The sequence below is a fragment of the Pseudomonas sp. P4_C1 genome, from assembly GCF_056402155.1.
Genome location: NZ_JBFUHY010000009.1, coordinates 15,916 through 28,917 on the forward strand (window position 1 = coordinate 15,916; position 13,002 = coordinate 28,917).

Annotated in this window: 16 protein-coding genes; 7 read left to right on the forward strand and 9 right to left on the reverse strand. The window is 60.7% G+C overall.

From position 1 onward, the window contains the following. The first annotated feature begins 2 nt into the window (after positions 1-2). Positions 3-818 carry a UDP-2,3-diacylglucosamine diphosphatase gene (locus AC1DU9_RS08460; RefSeq protein WP_223461267.1) on the forward strand — a complete coding sequence of 272 codons (816 nt, stop codon included), beginning with the start codon at positions 3-5 and terminating at the stop codon, positions 816-818. A gap of 145 nt (positions 819-963) precedes the next feature. On the opposite strand, the gene AC1DU9_RS08465 is transcribed toward AC1DU9_RS08460, so the two are convergent. Both AC1DU9_RS08465 and AC1DU9_RS08470 read right to left on the reverse strand, forming a co-directional pair. Next, on the reverse strand, positions 964-1,554 hold the full coding sequence (locus AC1DU9_RS08465) for an HD domain-containing protein (RefSeq protein ID WP_223461269.1): 591 nt from the start codon (positions 1,552-1,554) through the stop codon (positions 964-966). Positions 1,555-1,581: 27 nt separating this feature from the next. After that, positions 1,582-1,893, reverse strand: coding sequence for an Mpo1-like protein (locus AC1DU9_RS08470; RefSeq protein WP_223461270.1), 312 nt, complete (start codon positions 1,891-1,893; stop codon positions 1,582-1,584). Positions 1,894-2,052: 159 nt separating this feature from the next. Between AC1DU9_RS08470 and AC1DU9_RS08475 the strand changes: the two genes are divergently transcribed. Continuing rightward, positions 2,053-3,114: an AraC family transcriptional regulator gene (locus tag AC1DU9_RS08475; protein WP_223461272.1), complete on the forward strand. Its 1,062-nt coding sequence runs from the start codon at positions 2,053-2,055 to the stop codon at positions 3,112-3,114. Here the strand turns inward: AC1DU9_RS08475 and AC1DU9_RS08480 are convergent. Continuing rightward, positions 3,071-4,525: a TrkH family potassium uptake protein gene (locus tag AC1DU9_RS08480; protein WP_223461274.1), complete on the reverse strand. Its 1,455-nt coding sequence runs from the start codon at positions 4,523-4,525 to the stop codon at positions 3,071-3,073. The two genes, AC1DU9_RS08475 and AC1DU9_RS08480, sit on opposite strands and share 44 nt — an antisense overlap. 121 nt (positions 4,526-4,646) lie before the next feature. Here AC1DU9_RS08480 and AC1DU9_RS08485 point away from each other — a divergent pair, with 121 nt between their 5' ends. Further along, positions 4,647-5,213: an NAD(P)H nitroreductase gene (locus AC1DU9_RS08485; protein ID WP_223461276.1), complete on the forward strand. Its 567-nt coding sequence runs from the start codon at positions 4,647-4,649 to the stop codon at positions 5,211-5,213. A gap of 127 nt (positions 5,214-5,340) precedes the next feature. Here AC1DU9_RS08485 and AC1DU9_RS08490 read toward each other — a convergent pair whose 3' ends face one another. The 6 genes from AC1DU9_RS08490 to AC1DU9_RS08515 all read right to left on the reverse strand — a co-directional run bounded on the left by AC1DU9_RS08490 (position 5,341) and on the right by AC1DU9_RS08515 (position 9,579). Next, positions 5,341-6,684, reverse strand: a complete 1,344-nt coding sequence (locus tag AC1DU9_RS08490; protein ID WP_317851122.1) for a sensor histidine kinase — start codon at positions 6,682-6,684, stop codon at positions 5,341-5,343. Between the two features lie 188 nt (positions 6,685-6,872). Continuing rightward, positions 6,873-7,322, reverse strand: a complete 450-nt coding sequence (locus tag AC1DU9_RS08495; RefSeq protein WP_223461278.1) for a Spy/CpxP family protein refolding chaperone — start codon at positions 7,320-7,322, stop codon at positions 6,873-6,875. A gap of 137 nt (positions 7,323-7,459) precedes the next feature. Next, positions 7,460-8,137, reverse strand: a complete 678-nt coding sequence (locus AC1DU9_RS08500) for a response regulator transcription factor (RefSeq protein ID WP_223461280.1) — start codon at positions 8,135-8,137, stop codon at positions 7,460-7,462. A gap of 7 nt (positions 8,138-8,144) precedes the next feature. Next, positions 8,145-8,558 (reverse strand): SH3 domain-containing protein, encoded by a 414-nt coding sequence (locus tag AC1DU9_RS08505; RefSeq protein ID WP_223461282.1) that lies wholly within the window; start codon positions 8,556-8,558, stop codon positions 8,145-8,147. A 123-nt stretch (positions 8,559-8,681) separates the two neighbouring features. Then, positions 8,682-8,981 (reverse strand): YciI family protein, encoded by a 300-nt coding sequence (locus tag AC1DU9_RS08510; protein ID WP_108218598.1) that lies wholly within the window; start codon positions 8,979-8,981, stop codon positions 8,682-8,684. Between the two features lies 1 nt (position 8,982). Further along, complete coding sequence (locus AC1DU9_RS08515) at positions 8,983-9,579, reverse strand: septation protein A (RefSeq protein ID WP_223461284.1); 597 nt, start codon at positions 9,577-9,579, stop codon at positions 8,983-8,985. Positions 9,580-9,666: 87 nt separating this feature from the next. Here AC1DU9_RS08515 and AC1DU9_RS08520 point away from each other — a divergent pair, with 87 nt between their 5' ends. Genes AC1DU9_RS08520 through scpB form a run of 4 tightly spaced genes read left to right on the forward strand, consistent with a single transcriptional unit; the run spans position 9,667 to position 12,993 of the window. Continuing rightward, a complete protein-coding gene (locus AC1DU9_RS08520; protein ID WP_223461286.1) occupies positions 9,667-10,530 on the forward strand; it encodes a PHP domain-containing protein in 864 nt (287 codons plus the stop codon). A 13-nt stretch (positions 10,531-10,543) separates the two neighbouring features. Then, on the forward strand, positions 10,544-11,173 hold the full coding sequence (locus tag AC1DU9_RS08525) for an L-threonylcarbamoyladenylate synthase (RefSeq protein WP_108218704.1): 630 nt from the start codon (positions 10,544-10,546) through the stop codon (positions 11,171-11,173). A 60-nt stretch (positions 11,174-11,233) separates the two neighbouring features. Further along, positions 11,234-11,992 carry a segregation and condensation protein A gene (locus AC1DU9_RS08530; RefSeq protein WP_223461458.1) on the forward strand — a complete coding sequence of 253 codons (759 nt, stop codon included), beginning with the start codon at positions 11,234-11,236 and terminating at the stop codon, positions 11,990-11,992. 11 nt (positions 11,993-12,003) lie between these two features. Continuing rightward, positions 12,004-12,993 (forward strand): SMC-Scp complex subunit ScpB, encoded by a 990-nt coding sequence (gene scpB / locus AC1DU9_RS08535; RefSeq protein WP_223461288.1) that lies wholly within the window; start codon positions 12,004-12,006, stop codon positions 12,991-12,993. Positions 12,994-13,002: the final 9 nt, after the last annotated feature.

The following is a 13,002-nucleotide window of genomic DNA, read 5'->3' on the forward strand; positions in this document are numbered from 1 at the left end:
CCATGACCAGCGCCGAGGTTGCCAAACCCACCCGTAAGCAACGTGTGCGGACGCTATGGATTTCCGACGTGCATTTGGGCACGAGGGACTGTCAGGCTGAACACCTGTCGCAGTTTCTCAAGGGTTATCACGCAGACAAGATCTATCTGGTCGGCGACATCATCGACGGCTGGAAACTGCGCGGCGGCATGTACTGGCCGCAAGCGCATACCAACGTGATCCGTCGCCTGTTGACCATGAGCAAGCGTGGCACCGAGGTGATCTATGTCACCGGCAACCACGACGAATTCCTGCGCCGTTATTCGAAACTGATCCTGGGCAATATCCAGTTGGTGGACGAAGCAGTGCACGTCACCGCCGACGGCCGGCATCTGCTGGTAATCCATGGCGACCAGTTCGATGTGATCACCCGTTACCATCGCTGGCTGGCCTTTCTCGGTGACTCGGCCTACGAATTCACCCTGACCCTCAACCGCTGGCTCAATCATTGGCGCGCACGATATGGCTACGGCTACTGGTCGCTGTCGGCCTACCTCAAGCACAAGGTGAAAACAGCGGTCAGCTTCATCAGCGACTTCGAAGAAGCCATCGCCCATGAATGCGTCAAACGCGAACTGCACGGCGTGGTGTGCGGGCACATTCACCATGCCGAGATTCGCAAGGTCGGCGAGGTGGACTACCTCAATTGCGGCGACTGGGTGGAGTCGTGCACGGCGCTGATCGAGCACTGGGATGGCACGATCGAGTTGTATCGCCTGGCGGATGCTCAGGCGCGGGAGGCGCAGATGAAGGCGGCCAAGGTTGCGGAGCTGGCTTGATAATCACTGTGTCCCTGCGGGCCTCATCGCGAGCAGGCTCGCTCCTACAGTAGATTTTTGGTGAATACAGAATCTGCTCGCGCCGCAAAACCCTGTAGGAGCGAGCCTGCTCGCGATGGACCGCGAAGCGGTCCCGCTGGATCTGTCAGGCTGGCAAATGCTCTTCCATCGCCGCCTTGTAAATCGAGCTCCTGGGGTGTGCAAACAACCGCTCCATCATCGGCTCGAAAAAGCTCAATGGCAGCGTGTCATATGCCGGGTCAAACGCCGCCGCATCGTACCTGGCACAGAACTCGACGGTCGCCTGGTACTGCGGATGGTCCTGGAATTGCTCACGCAGATGCCGATCCATGCCCAGGTGATGGAAGAAGTAGTAGCCCTGGAAAATCCCGTGCTTTTCCACCATCCACAAGTTCTCGGCGCTGACGAACGGCTTGAGAATCGCCGCCGCGATATCCGGGTGGTTGTAGGAGCCCAGGGTGTCGCCGATGTCATGGAGCAGGGCACAGACCACGTACTCCTCGTTGCGACCATCGCGCCAGGCGCGGGTGGCGGTTTGCAGGGAGTGGGTCAGGCGATCCAGCGGGAAACCACCGAAATCACCCTCCAGCAGCTTCAGGTGCGCCACAATCCGTGTTGGCAATTGTCTTGCGTAGGCACTGAAGTCCGCGGCAATGATCGCCCAGTCTTCTTGCGTGCCGTCCTTCATGTGGGTGAAGCGGGCATTGGCATTCATCGGCAACTCTCTTGTGACGCAAGTCAGCTAGAACGGAACGCGCCCCATAACCATGTCCCGGTACATGACAAAATCGCCAAGCAGGCTATAGAAGGGATGCTGGAATGTTGCCGGGCGGTTCTTCTCGAAGAAGAAATGCCCGACCCAGGCAAAGCTGTAGCCTGCCAGTGGCAGGGCCCACAACAGCATCCATGCTCCGCGACCGATGGTCAGCGTCAGAATCAAGATAACCAGGGTCGTGCCGATAAAGTGTAAACGGCGGCAGGTGCTGTTGCTGTGCTCACTGAGGTAGTAAGGATAGAACTCTGCGAAGCTGTTGAATCGTTTGACGTTTTCCACGACAGCGATCTCTGTGGTTACTGTTCTTGCTGCAAGTTGTTCKGCGGGTAGCTTATTTGAGTCTAGAGTGATCAATGGCATCAGCCAGTGACAATAGGCGCCACTTTAGTATCCTTCGGTCAATAGCCGTAGCATTCGGCCACCATGTAAGAAAACGCCATGAGCGAACGAACGACTTCTGCAAGCTGGGCGATGGGGATTGTCAAAGCGCTGGAGATGGACGGCCTGGATTGTCGGGTTCTGTTCAAACAGCTGGGGCTCGACTATGCGGCACTGGATGATCCCGATGCACGTTTCCCGCAAGACTCCATGACACGGCTGTGGCAGCGCGCGGTCGAGCTGTCCGGCAATCCGGCCATCGGCCTGAACATGGGCAAGGTGGTGCGACCGGCGCAGTTTCATGTGGCCGGTTACGCCTTGATGTCCAGCCAGACTCTCGCTGAAGGCTTTCAGCGTCTGGTGCGCTATCAGCGAATCATCGCCGAAAGTGCCGACCTGAGTTTCAAGCTGCTGGAAGAAGGCTATGCGCTGATTCTGACGGTGCATGGCGATCATCTGCCGCCGACCCGGCAAAGCGCCGAAGCTTCGCTGGCCTGTGCCCTGGCGCTGTGCGGCTGGTTGACCGGGCGTACGTTGCATCCACGCAAAGTGCTGTTGCAAGGCGCCGAGCCGGTCAACCTTGAACCCTATAAACAAGCCTTCCATGCACCGCTGCTATTCAACGCGCCTTACGATGCGCTGATTTTCGAACGCGCGGACATGGAAGCGCCACTGCCGACGGCCAACGAGGCGATGGCCTTGCTGCATGACCGCTTTGCCGGCGAGTACCTGACGCGCTTTTCCGAAAACCGGGTGACCCACCAGGCGCGGCAGGTGTTGTGTCGCCTGTTGCCCCAGGGCGAGCCCAAGCGCGATACGGTGGCGCAGACGCTGCATCTGTCCCAGCGCACCTTGCAACGGCGTTTGCAGGAAGAGGGCACCAGTTTTCAAGTGCTGCTGGACGATACCCGGCGTGAACTGGCCGAGCAGTACCTGGCACAACCGGCCATGACCTTGCTGGAAATCGCCTACTTGCTGGGTTTCGCCGATCCGAGCAACTTCTTCCGCGCTTTCCGTCGCTGGTTCGACGCCACACCCGGCGAGTACCGGATGCGGCTGATGCAAACATCTGAAGCAGTCAATGACGCCAAAATGCTGGAATACACAGCACAAACACCGTAATGATCTCCAGTCGGCCCAGCAGCATGCCGAACGACAGAATCCACTTGGCGGCATCCGGCAGGGTGGCGAAGTTACCCGCCGGGCCGATGGTTTCGCCGAGCCCCGGGCCGACACCGGACACGGTACTGGCCGCGCCGGTGAGGGCGGTCATCCAGTCCACGCCGAGCAGCGACAGCAGTAGCGCAATCACACAGATGGTGATTGCGAAGAAAAACGAAAAGGTCAGGATCGAACGCACGATTTCTTCGTCGAGGCGGTGACCGTTGTACTTCTGCTTGATCACCGCCCGCGGGTGGATCAGCTGGTTAAGGTTGGCCTTGAGCAGGATATAGGCCACCTGGAAGCGGAAAATCTTGATGCCGCCCGCGGTCGAGCCGGAGCAGCCGCCGACAAACCCCAGATAGAAGAACAGCATCAGCGAGAAATTACCCCACAGGCTGTAGTCCCCCAGTGCGAAACCGGTCGTCGTCACCACCGACGTCACGTTCAGCGCCACATGCCGCAACGCCTCCAGCCAATGCAGTTGGGTCGTCCACCAATACCAGGTGCCGAGCACCAGCCAGGTCACCAGCAGCATGCCGAGCAGGCCTTGAACCTGTTCATCCTTGATCAGCGCCCGACGGTTACCACGCAACATGGCGACATACAGGGTGAACGGCAGGGCACCGAGAATCATGATGACGATCGCGACCCAATGCACCGCAGGTTCCGGCCACTTGGCCAAAGACTGGTCGGAGGTGGAGAAGCCGCCGGTGGAAATCGCCGACATCGCGTGGTTGACCGCATCGAACGGGCTCATTCCGGCCCACCAGAACGCCAGGCTGCCGACAATGGTAATGCCGACGTACGCCGCCACGATCAGGCGCGCCACCATGTGCGAGCGGGGCATGACTTTTTCCGAGCGATCCGACGATTCGGTCTGGAACAGCCGCATGCCACCGATGCGCAGCAGCGGCAGAATCGCCACCGCCATGCCGATGAAACCGATGCCACCCAGCCAGTGCAGCAGGGAGCGCCACATCAGAATGCCGGGGGACATGCTGTCCAGGCCGCTGAGCACGGTCGAACCGGTGGCGGTGATGCCGGACATGCTTTCGAAGAATGAATCGGTGTAACTGATGTGCTGGGTCAGCAGGAACGGCAGCGCGGCGAAGATACACACCACCAGCCAACTGCTGACGGTCAGCAGGTACATGTCCCGGGGGCGCAGGTGAATATGCTCTGGGCGCCCCGGAATCACCAGCGCCAAACCGGCGACAAAGGTGATCATGCTGGCCCAGAGGAACGACGGCAGATCGCTGGTGCGGTCGAAAATGACCAGCGTGGCCATGGGTACGACCATGGAGATCGCCAGCGTGATCAGGAAGATGCCGATGATGAAACCAATGATCCGTAAGGTCGGCAACGCCATGAGGTCCGCTCGGCTGATAGTGGAAAGGGCGCCATTCTACCCGCGAGGCAGGGCATGTAAACCGGCACTACTGCGGCAGTTGCCGCTAGAATAGCCGCACAAATTTTTCAGGAGGTGGCCGATGCAGGCTCTCGACGCTTTGCTCAACCGTGTTTCCGTTCCACGACTGATTGACCCTGCGCCCACTGCCGAACAGCGCGAAGTGCTGTTCGGCGCCGCCATGCGCGCCCCGGATCACGGTCACTTGCAGCCGTGGCGCTTCTTGACGGTGGAAGGCGCGGCGCGCGAGCAAATGGGCGAGTTGCTGGCCGAAGCGGCGAAGCTTTCGGACGCAGAAATCAGCGAAGCGGCCATCGACAAGGCACGCAATGGTCCGCTGCGGGCACCGCTGGTGGTAGTGGTGATTGCGCGGTTGCAGGATCACGTCAAGTATCCGAAGTCCGAGCAGTTGCTGGCGGCGGGCTGTGCGGCCCACGGGATTTTGCTGGCGGCCTATGCGCAGGGCATCGGTGCGGTGTGGCGTACCGGTGACCTGGCTTACTCGCCCCATGTGGCCAAGGGGCTTGGCTTGACGGAGGGGGAACAGGTGATTGCCTTCCTGTATCTGGGCACGCCGCAGAAAGAACCGCGAGTGGCCGAGAAGGTCGACCTGGCCGAATTCGTCAGCGCCTGGCCTGGCAAAGTCTGACACCACAAAACCTGTGGGAGCGAGCTTGCTCGCGATGGCGGTTTTTCAGTCACGTTGATGTTGAAGGTGCTAACGCTATCGCGAGCAAGCTCGCTCCCACAGTAGATCTCTGTAGTTCAAACCGGGATCAGGGTTGCACGACAGCCCCCGGCACCAACGGCAATTCCAGACTGGCAATGAACCCGCCCTCCGGGTGATTGGCCAGCACCAGGCTGCCGCCATGTCGCTCCGCTGCTCGCCGGGCAATGGCCAGGCCCAGGCCATGTCCGGCGGCGGTCTGTCCCGGTGCCCGATAGAACGGCTCACCGAGCTGGCTGAGGTTTTCGGCACTGACCCCCGGCCCGTGATCGCGCACGGTCACGACGATCCGCTCACCCTGACGTAGCGCCTGCATTTCGATCGGCAGGCCACCCACCGGATTGAAGCGCTGGGCGTTGCGCAGCAAGTTGTCGACGGCCCGTTCGATCATGGTCGGCCAGCCCTTCAGATTCAGTTGCGACTCGGCTTCAAGGTGGACGAGTTGCTCGGGTGAACCGAGTTGCGCGTCCTTCTGCAGGGTATAAAGCAAGGCGTTCAGATCCACCTCTTCGGCACTGGCGTTATCGGAATCGACCCGCGCCAGTACCAGGATTTCGCTGATCAGCGCCTCCAGTCGGTCGCACTCACGGGTCAGGCGCGGCCAGAGCTGTTCCCGTTCCTGCGCGGTGGCCCGTTCGGCCAGCGCCAGTGCGATACGCAGGCGAGCGAGGGGCGAACGCAGTTCGTGGGACACATCCCGCAGCAGTTGCCGCTGACTGCCAATCAGGCTTTGCAGGCGCGCGCCCATACGGTTGAAGTCGTTGGCCAGGACGCCGAACTCATCGCGACGGTTGGCCAGTTTGACCAGGCTGTTTTGTTGATAGGTGGTTTGGCCAAGGTCATGCACCGCGCCACGCAGACGGCTGAGCGGGCGGGTGATGGAAAAGGTCACGAGCAGACTGAACAGGGTCAGCACCACCAGGGCGATCCCCAGCGCACTGAGCGGCCAGAGCAGGCTCTCGCGGTGCCAGGCGTCCAGTTCCGGGTGCGGAATGCGGTAGATGAACAGGTAGGTGTCACCGGTTTTTTCGCTGGTGAACTCATCGGTCAGACGCCGCCACGGCAGGCGCCGGTCATTGTTGTTCTGTCGCGCCTCAAAGGCCGCCGCACGTTTGGGGAAGGTGCCGCGCACTACAGGGTCGCCACTTTCGTTGAGCACCTGAACGTCGATGTGATACTGGCGTTTGCGTTGCTGGAGAATGTCCTGGGCGGCGTCTTCGCCCTGACTTTCGTAGGTTTGCGTCCACTGTTCGGCCAGCGTGTTGAGGCCCGGGTGGCGGCTGAGAATCCATGCGTCCTGGTTGAGCATGTGCCCGAGCAGGATGGAAAGCCCTGCAACCAGAGCGATGGCCAGCCAGAAGCTGGCCAGGATACGCCAGAACAATGAACGCACGGAAAATCCTCAGGCAAACACAACCCCTGTGGGAGCGAGCTTGCTCCGGGCGGCGTTCCGACGATGGCGGTCTTTCAGTCACGTTGATGTTGAACGTGCTGACGCTATCGCGAGCAGGCTCGCTCCCACAGTGATAGGTGTGGTGTCAGACCCAACGGTGCTTGGCCGTCGGGTCCCGGGTCAGCGCATTATTGCGCTTTTTGCTGTTGTTGCGCTTTCCAGGCTTTGAACTCGGCCCACTCGGCGCGGCGTTCGGCCTGTTTTTTCTGGATCTCGTCGAATTTCTTCTGTTGATCCGGTTTCAGCAAGGCGCGCACGTCCGCTTCAGCTTTCTTGTGGTTAGCGGCCATCTCGTCTTTCATGGCTTTCTGGTCGGCTGGCGAGAGTTTCTCCAGGTACTTCTCGACCAGTTGCTTACGCTCGTGCATCTGCTCGCCCATGATCTTGCGGATCTGCTCGCGCTGTTCGCGGCTCAGGTCCAGTTCACTGTAGGGGCCTTTGCCGTGCATGCCGTGCATCTGACCGCCGTGGCGCGAACCGTCCATCGGCCCATCCATCGGGCCGGTGCCTTCAGGCATGGCCATGGCAACGGTCGGCAGGGCAGCAGCGAACATCAGAGCGATAAGAGTCTTGCGCATGGTGAATCTCCTTGTCTCGTTCCCGGTACGTTCCGGATGAATACAGATTACGCAGATCAAGGTCAGCGGCGGTCAGCGGAGGGTAAAGCTTGGGTAAAGACGGTTTTCCGCCGACCTGACAAACCCGTATACGGGGATCAGAGGCTGTAGTAGTAGCCGCGGCTGCGCAGGGCGACGATGCGCGGTCGACCATCGGGGTGTGGGCCGATCTTCTTGCGCAGGTTGCTGACGTGCATGTCCAGGCTGCGGTCGTACAGGGTCAGCTTGCGACCGAGAGCGATCTGCGCCAGTTCCTGTTTGTCCAGGGGTTCGCCGGGTTGCTTGAGCAGGGCTTCCAGCAGGCGGCTTTCGGAAACAGTGAGGGTGAACTCTTGCTCATCGATGCTGACCACGCCGCGCACCGGGCTGAAACACAGGTCGCCCAGTTCCATCTGGCTGGACACCGCTGCCGGGTGGCTACGACGCAGCACAGCGCGCAGGCGGGCGGTCAGTTCCCGTGGATCGCAGGGTTTGGCCAGGTAATCGTCGGCGCCGAGCTCCAGGCCGAGGATGCGGTCCAGGGGCTCGCCCCGGGCCGAGAGCATCAGCACCGGCAGATCCGGGTGATCGCTGCGCAACTGCTTGAGCAGTTCCAGGCCGCTACCATCGGGCAACATCACATCCAGAACCACGGCCGCCGGGGCGGTTTCGGTCAGTGCACGGCGCGCGCTCTGGCCGTCGTGACAGGCACGTACCTGAAACCCTTCCTGGCTCAGCCAACTGCTCAGGAGCTCACACAGCTCCTGATCATCATCAATAAGTAACAGCTCGCTCATGACTCACTCAATTTAGCCATTGTCGACGTTTTCGACTTGCTCCACTGGCGAAGATACCGCAGAGCAGAGCCAATAGCGCTACCCCGGCGCCAATGACAAACCATTGTTGCTGGTCGGTCAGCAGGCGCGGCAGCGGACTGCTGGCCTGGGCTTCCTTGAGTTGCAGCTTCAAGCGCTGGTTCTCCTGGCGCAACCGGGCCAGCAGCGGGCTTTCGCGTTCGCCATCGGCAGTTTGCAATTGTTTGCTCAGTTCATCCCGTTGCCGTTCGCTTTCTTTCAAGCGTTGCTGCAACTCGGTGATCTGGCTGCCGGCGCTCAAGGAAAGCGGCGTCGAATTACCGCCCTCGACACTTTCCTCACCGTGGGCGGGCGCCCCGATCGACAACGTGACCAACATCAGACACAACGGACCCTTGCGCATCGCGACTCCTGATTCCAAGACGAGTATTGGGCAGGTTGTCGGCAGGCAAACGAGAATAATGAGCGATTGAGAGCGCGATGAACCGACAAGGTTCATCGCGTGGGGGCAATTGCGAGAAGAAAGTTACGGAAGGACTTGCTTGAACGGCTTGACCAGAACGTTGGCATAGACGCCTGCGGCGATGTACGGATCAGCGTCGGCCCAGGCCTGGGCGGCGCTCAGGGAATCGAATTCGGCGACGATCAGGCTGCCGGTGAAACCCGCCGCGCCCGGATCATTGCTGTCGACCGCCGGATTTGGACCGGCCAGAACGATGCGACCTTCGCCCTTGAGCACTTGCAGGCGCTCGAGGTGCGCAGGCCGTGCGGCCAGGCGGGCTTCCAGGGAGTTGGCGACGTCTGTGGCAATGATTGCGTAAAGCATGTCAGTCCTCGGTTTTTGGCGTAGTGGTATCGGCATCGTGCAGATGGCGGGACAGGTAGATGCCCTGGCCGACCAGGAACAGCAAAGTCATGCCCAGGCTGCCGAAGACCTTGAAGTCGACCCAGTAGCTCTGGAAGGTGAACGCGACAAACAGGTTGGCGGCACCGCAAAACAGGAAGAAGGCGATCCAGGCGATGTTCAGGCGCGTCCAGACCGGCTCCGGCAAGGTCAGCGCGTGGCCCATGATGCGCTTGATCAGCAGGCTGTCACCGACGAAGTGGCTGCCGATGAACGCCAGGGCGAACAGCCAGTTGACCACCGGGGCTTTCCACTTCAGGAAAGTCTCGCTGTGGAACGCCAGGGTCAGGCTACCGAAGACCAGGCAGGCGATCAGGGTCAGCCACTGGCTCTTCTCCAGCTTGCGCTGTTTGATGAACAGTGTGCCGTAGACCACCAGGGAGCTGACGATCAGCATCGCGGTGGCGCTGTAAATACCGCCTAGAGTGACCTCATGGCCGGCGATGTCGACGACCCGTGGATCGATCTTGAAGACGATGAAAAACAGCAGGAGCGGGATGAAATCGATGAATTGTTTCACAGTGGCAGCCAGAAGCAGGATGTGGCGGCATAATAACAAACATATGGGCGTGCGATAGCGCCAGCTGATTTGAGGTTACAAAGCCCTGTGAATGTTGATTTGCACTGCCATAGCACGGCCTCCGATGGCGCCCTGGCGCCTGCGGTTCTGGTGGCGCGGGCGTACGAGAAAGGCGTGCGAGTCCTGGCCCTGACCGATCACGACACCCTTGAAGGCCTTGACGAGGCCCGCCACGCGGCCACCGCGCTGGGGATGCAACTGGTCAATGGCGTCGAATTGTCCTGCACCTGGGGCGGCGCGACCATTCATGTCCTGGGCTACGGTTTTGACGTGAACGCCGCGCCGTTGGTCGAGGCCATCGCCAGATTGCATGATGGCCGCTGGCTGCGCTCCGAGGAAATCAGCCGCAAACTCGCGCTCAAAGGTATGCCGGGGGCGCTGGAAGGCGCCCGCAAGATCCAGCAGGAGCTGGGCGACAGCGGTAACGCGCCGGCCCGCCCGCATTTCGCCGACTGGATGGTGCGTGAAGGTTTCGTCAAGGATCGCGCCGAGGCGTTCCGTAAATGGCTGGGTGCTGGCAAGCTGGGCGACGTCAAGCAACACTGGCCGACCCTGGAAGAAACCGTCGAAACCCTGCGCGCAGCCAAAGCCTGGGTCAGCCTGGCACACCCCTGGCACTACGAATTTACCCGAAGCAAGCGTCGTCGCCTGATTGCCGACTATATTCAAGCAGGGGGCCACGCCATCGAAGTGGTCAATGGTTACCAGCCTGCCGAGCAAGTGGGCAGCCTGGCCATTCTGGCCCGCGAGTTCGGTCTGCTGGTCAGCGCCGGCAGTGATTTTCATGGCCCTGGAGGCTGGTCGGAGATCGGTGAATACCGGCCACTCCCGGAGGATCTGCCACCACTATGGTGTCGATTCAAACATGACCCAGTTATTGCCGCCGTCTGAACAGGTAGAGAATGTGAGTCAATTTTTCCAGATTCATCCGGAAAACCCGCAAGCGCGCCTGATAAAACAGGCAGTCGAGATCATCCGCAAGGGCGGGGTGGTGATTTATCCCACAGACTCTTCCTACGCCATTGGTTGCCAGATCGGCGACAAAGTGGCTGTGGAGCGCGTGCGACGTTTGCGCGGGCTGGATGAAAAGCACAACTTCGCGCTGATTTGCTGCGATCTGTCGCAACTGGGGCTGTTTGCCAAGATCGACACCGGCACTTTCCGCTTGCTCAAGGCCCACTTGCCGGGGCCGTACACGTTCATTCTCAACGCCACCCGCGAAGTACCGCGACTGTTGTTGCACCCGAAGAAGCGCACCATCGGCCTGCGGGTGCCAAGCCATCCGATTGCCCTGGCACTGCTGGAGCAGCTCGGCGAGCCGTTGATGAGCGTGAGTCTGATCATGCCCGGTGAAACCGACCCTATGTTCGATCCCTATGAAATGCGCCAGCTGCTCGAACATCAGGTTGATCTGATCATCGACGGCGGCTTCGGCGGGATCAAGGCGTCCACCGTGATCAACCTCGCCGACGGCGAGCCGGAAGTCATCCGCGTTGGCTGCGGCGACCCTGCGCCGTTCATGGTCGAGGCCTAGATGTCCGCAGTAGAACCCGTCGACAGTCAGGCCGGAGCCCAGCAGGAACTGCCCTTCGCCATGGTCTATGGCCAGGCGGTCATGGAAATGCCGCTGGACCTGTACATTCCGCCGGATGCCCTCGAGGTCTTCCTCGAAGCCTTCGAAGGGCCCCTCGACCTGCTGCTGTACCTGATCCGCAAACAGAACATCAACATTCTCGACATCCCGGTGGCGGAAATCACCCGCCAGTACATGGGCTACGTCGAGTTGATGCAGTCGGTGCGCCTGGAACTGGCCGCCGAATACCTGGTGATGGCCGCGATGCTGGCCGAGATCAAGTCGCGGATGCTGCTGCCACGGGCCGAAACCGTCGAAGACGAAGAGGAAGACCCGCGCGCCGAACTGATCCGCCGCTTGCAGGAATACGAGCGTTTCAAGGCTGCCGCCGAAGGCATCGATGGGCTGAGTCGCGTTGGCCGTGATGTGGTGGTGCCCAAGCTTGACGCCCCGCAAGCCCGGGCGCGCAAGCTGTTGCCGGACGTGCGCTTGTCAGAGCTGCTGTTGTCCATGGCCGAGGTGTTGCGCCGTGGCGATATGTTCGAAAGCCATCAGGTCAGCCGCGAGGCGCTGTCGACCCGCGAGCGTATGAGCGATGTGCTTGAACGCCTCAAGGGCGGCGGTTTCGTGCCGTTTGTCGAGCTGTTCACCGCTGAAGAAGGGCGCCTGGGGGTGGTGGTGACCTTCATGGCGATCCTTGAGTTGGTCAAGGAATCCCTGGTCGAGCTGGTGCAGAATGAGCCATTTGCCGCGATCCACGTGCGAGCCCGAGCCGAATAACGAGTCGAAACATGAACCTGAGTGAACCCCGTGATCTGGCACCCTTGCTCGAAGCCTTTCTGTTGGCTTCGGGAAAGCCGCAATCTCTGGAAAGCCTGTTCGAACTCTTCGAGGAAGGCGAGCGCCCGGAGCCGCCGGTCTTCAAGAAGGCCCTGGCGATTCTGGCCAAGTCCTGCGATGGCCGCGCCTTTGAACTCAAGGAAGTGGCCTCGGGTTATCGCCTGCAAATTCGCGAGAAATTTGCGCCTTGGGTCGGGCGTCTGTGGGAAGAGCGCCCGCAGCGTTACTCCCGTGCCATGCTGGAAACCATGGCCCTGATCGCCTATCGCCAACCGATTACCCGTGGCGAAATCGAAGACGTGCGGGGTGTGGCGGTCAACAGCAACATCGTCAAGACGCTGATGGAGCGCGAGTGGATCCGCATCGTCGGCTACCGTGACGTGCCCGGCAAACCGGCGATGTTCGCGACCACCAAGGCGTTCCTCGATCACTTCAACCTGAAGAACCTCGACGACCTGCCGCCGCTGGCGGAACTGCGCGAGCTGGAACCGGATCCGGTGCTCGATTTCGATGACGCGCCCGTACCCGCCGGGCTTCAGGAGTTGGCCGACGCCAGCGCCGAGCAGGAAGAGCCGAAGGAAGAAACCAGTTTCCACACGCTGTTGCTGGAACTGGACAGCATGGAGGAGGGGCTCAAGACCGACTTCGACGATTTGCTGCGTGATGGTGCGTCGCCTGAATTCGATCCGGAACAGTCGGTTATCGAACCGGAAGTCGAAGCGGCGCAGCCCGAGACTGAGTCGGAAGGCGAGCCTGAGCCGGAAATTGAACCGGAGCAGGACGACGACATCCTTGGCGTTGCCGAAGCCCGGGAAAAACTCCTGGCCGCCGTGGCTGCCCTCGAACAGCCGAAACCCGAGCCGGAGCTTTCGGACGAAGAGGCCGAGGCCCAGGCCCTGGCGGAAGCCATCGAAGCCGAGCGCCGCCAGTTCGAAGACTGATGCAATTCT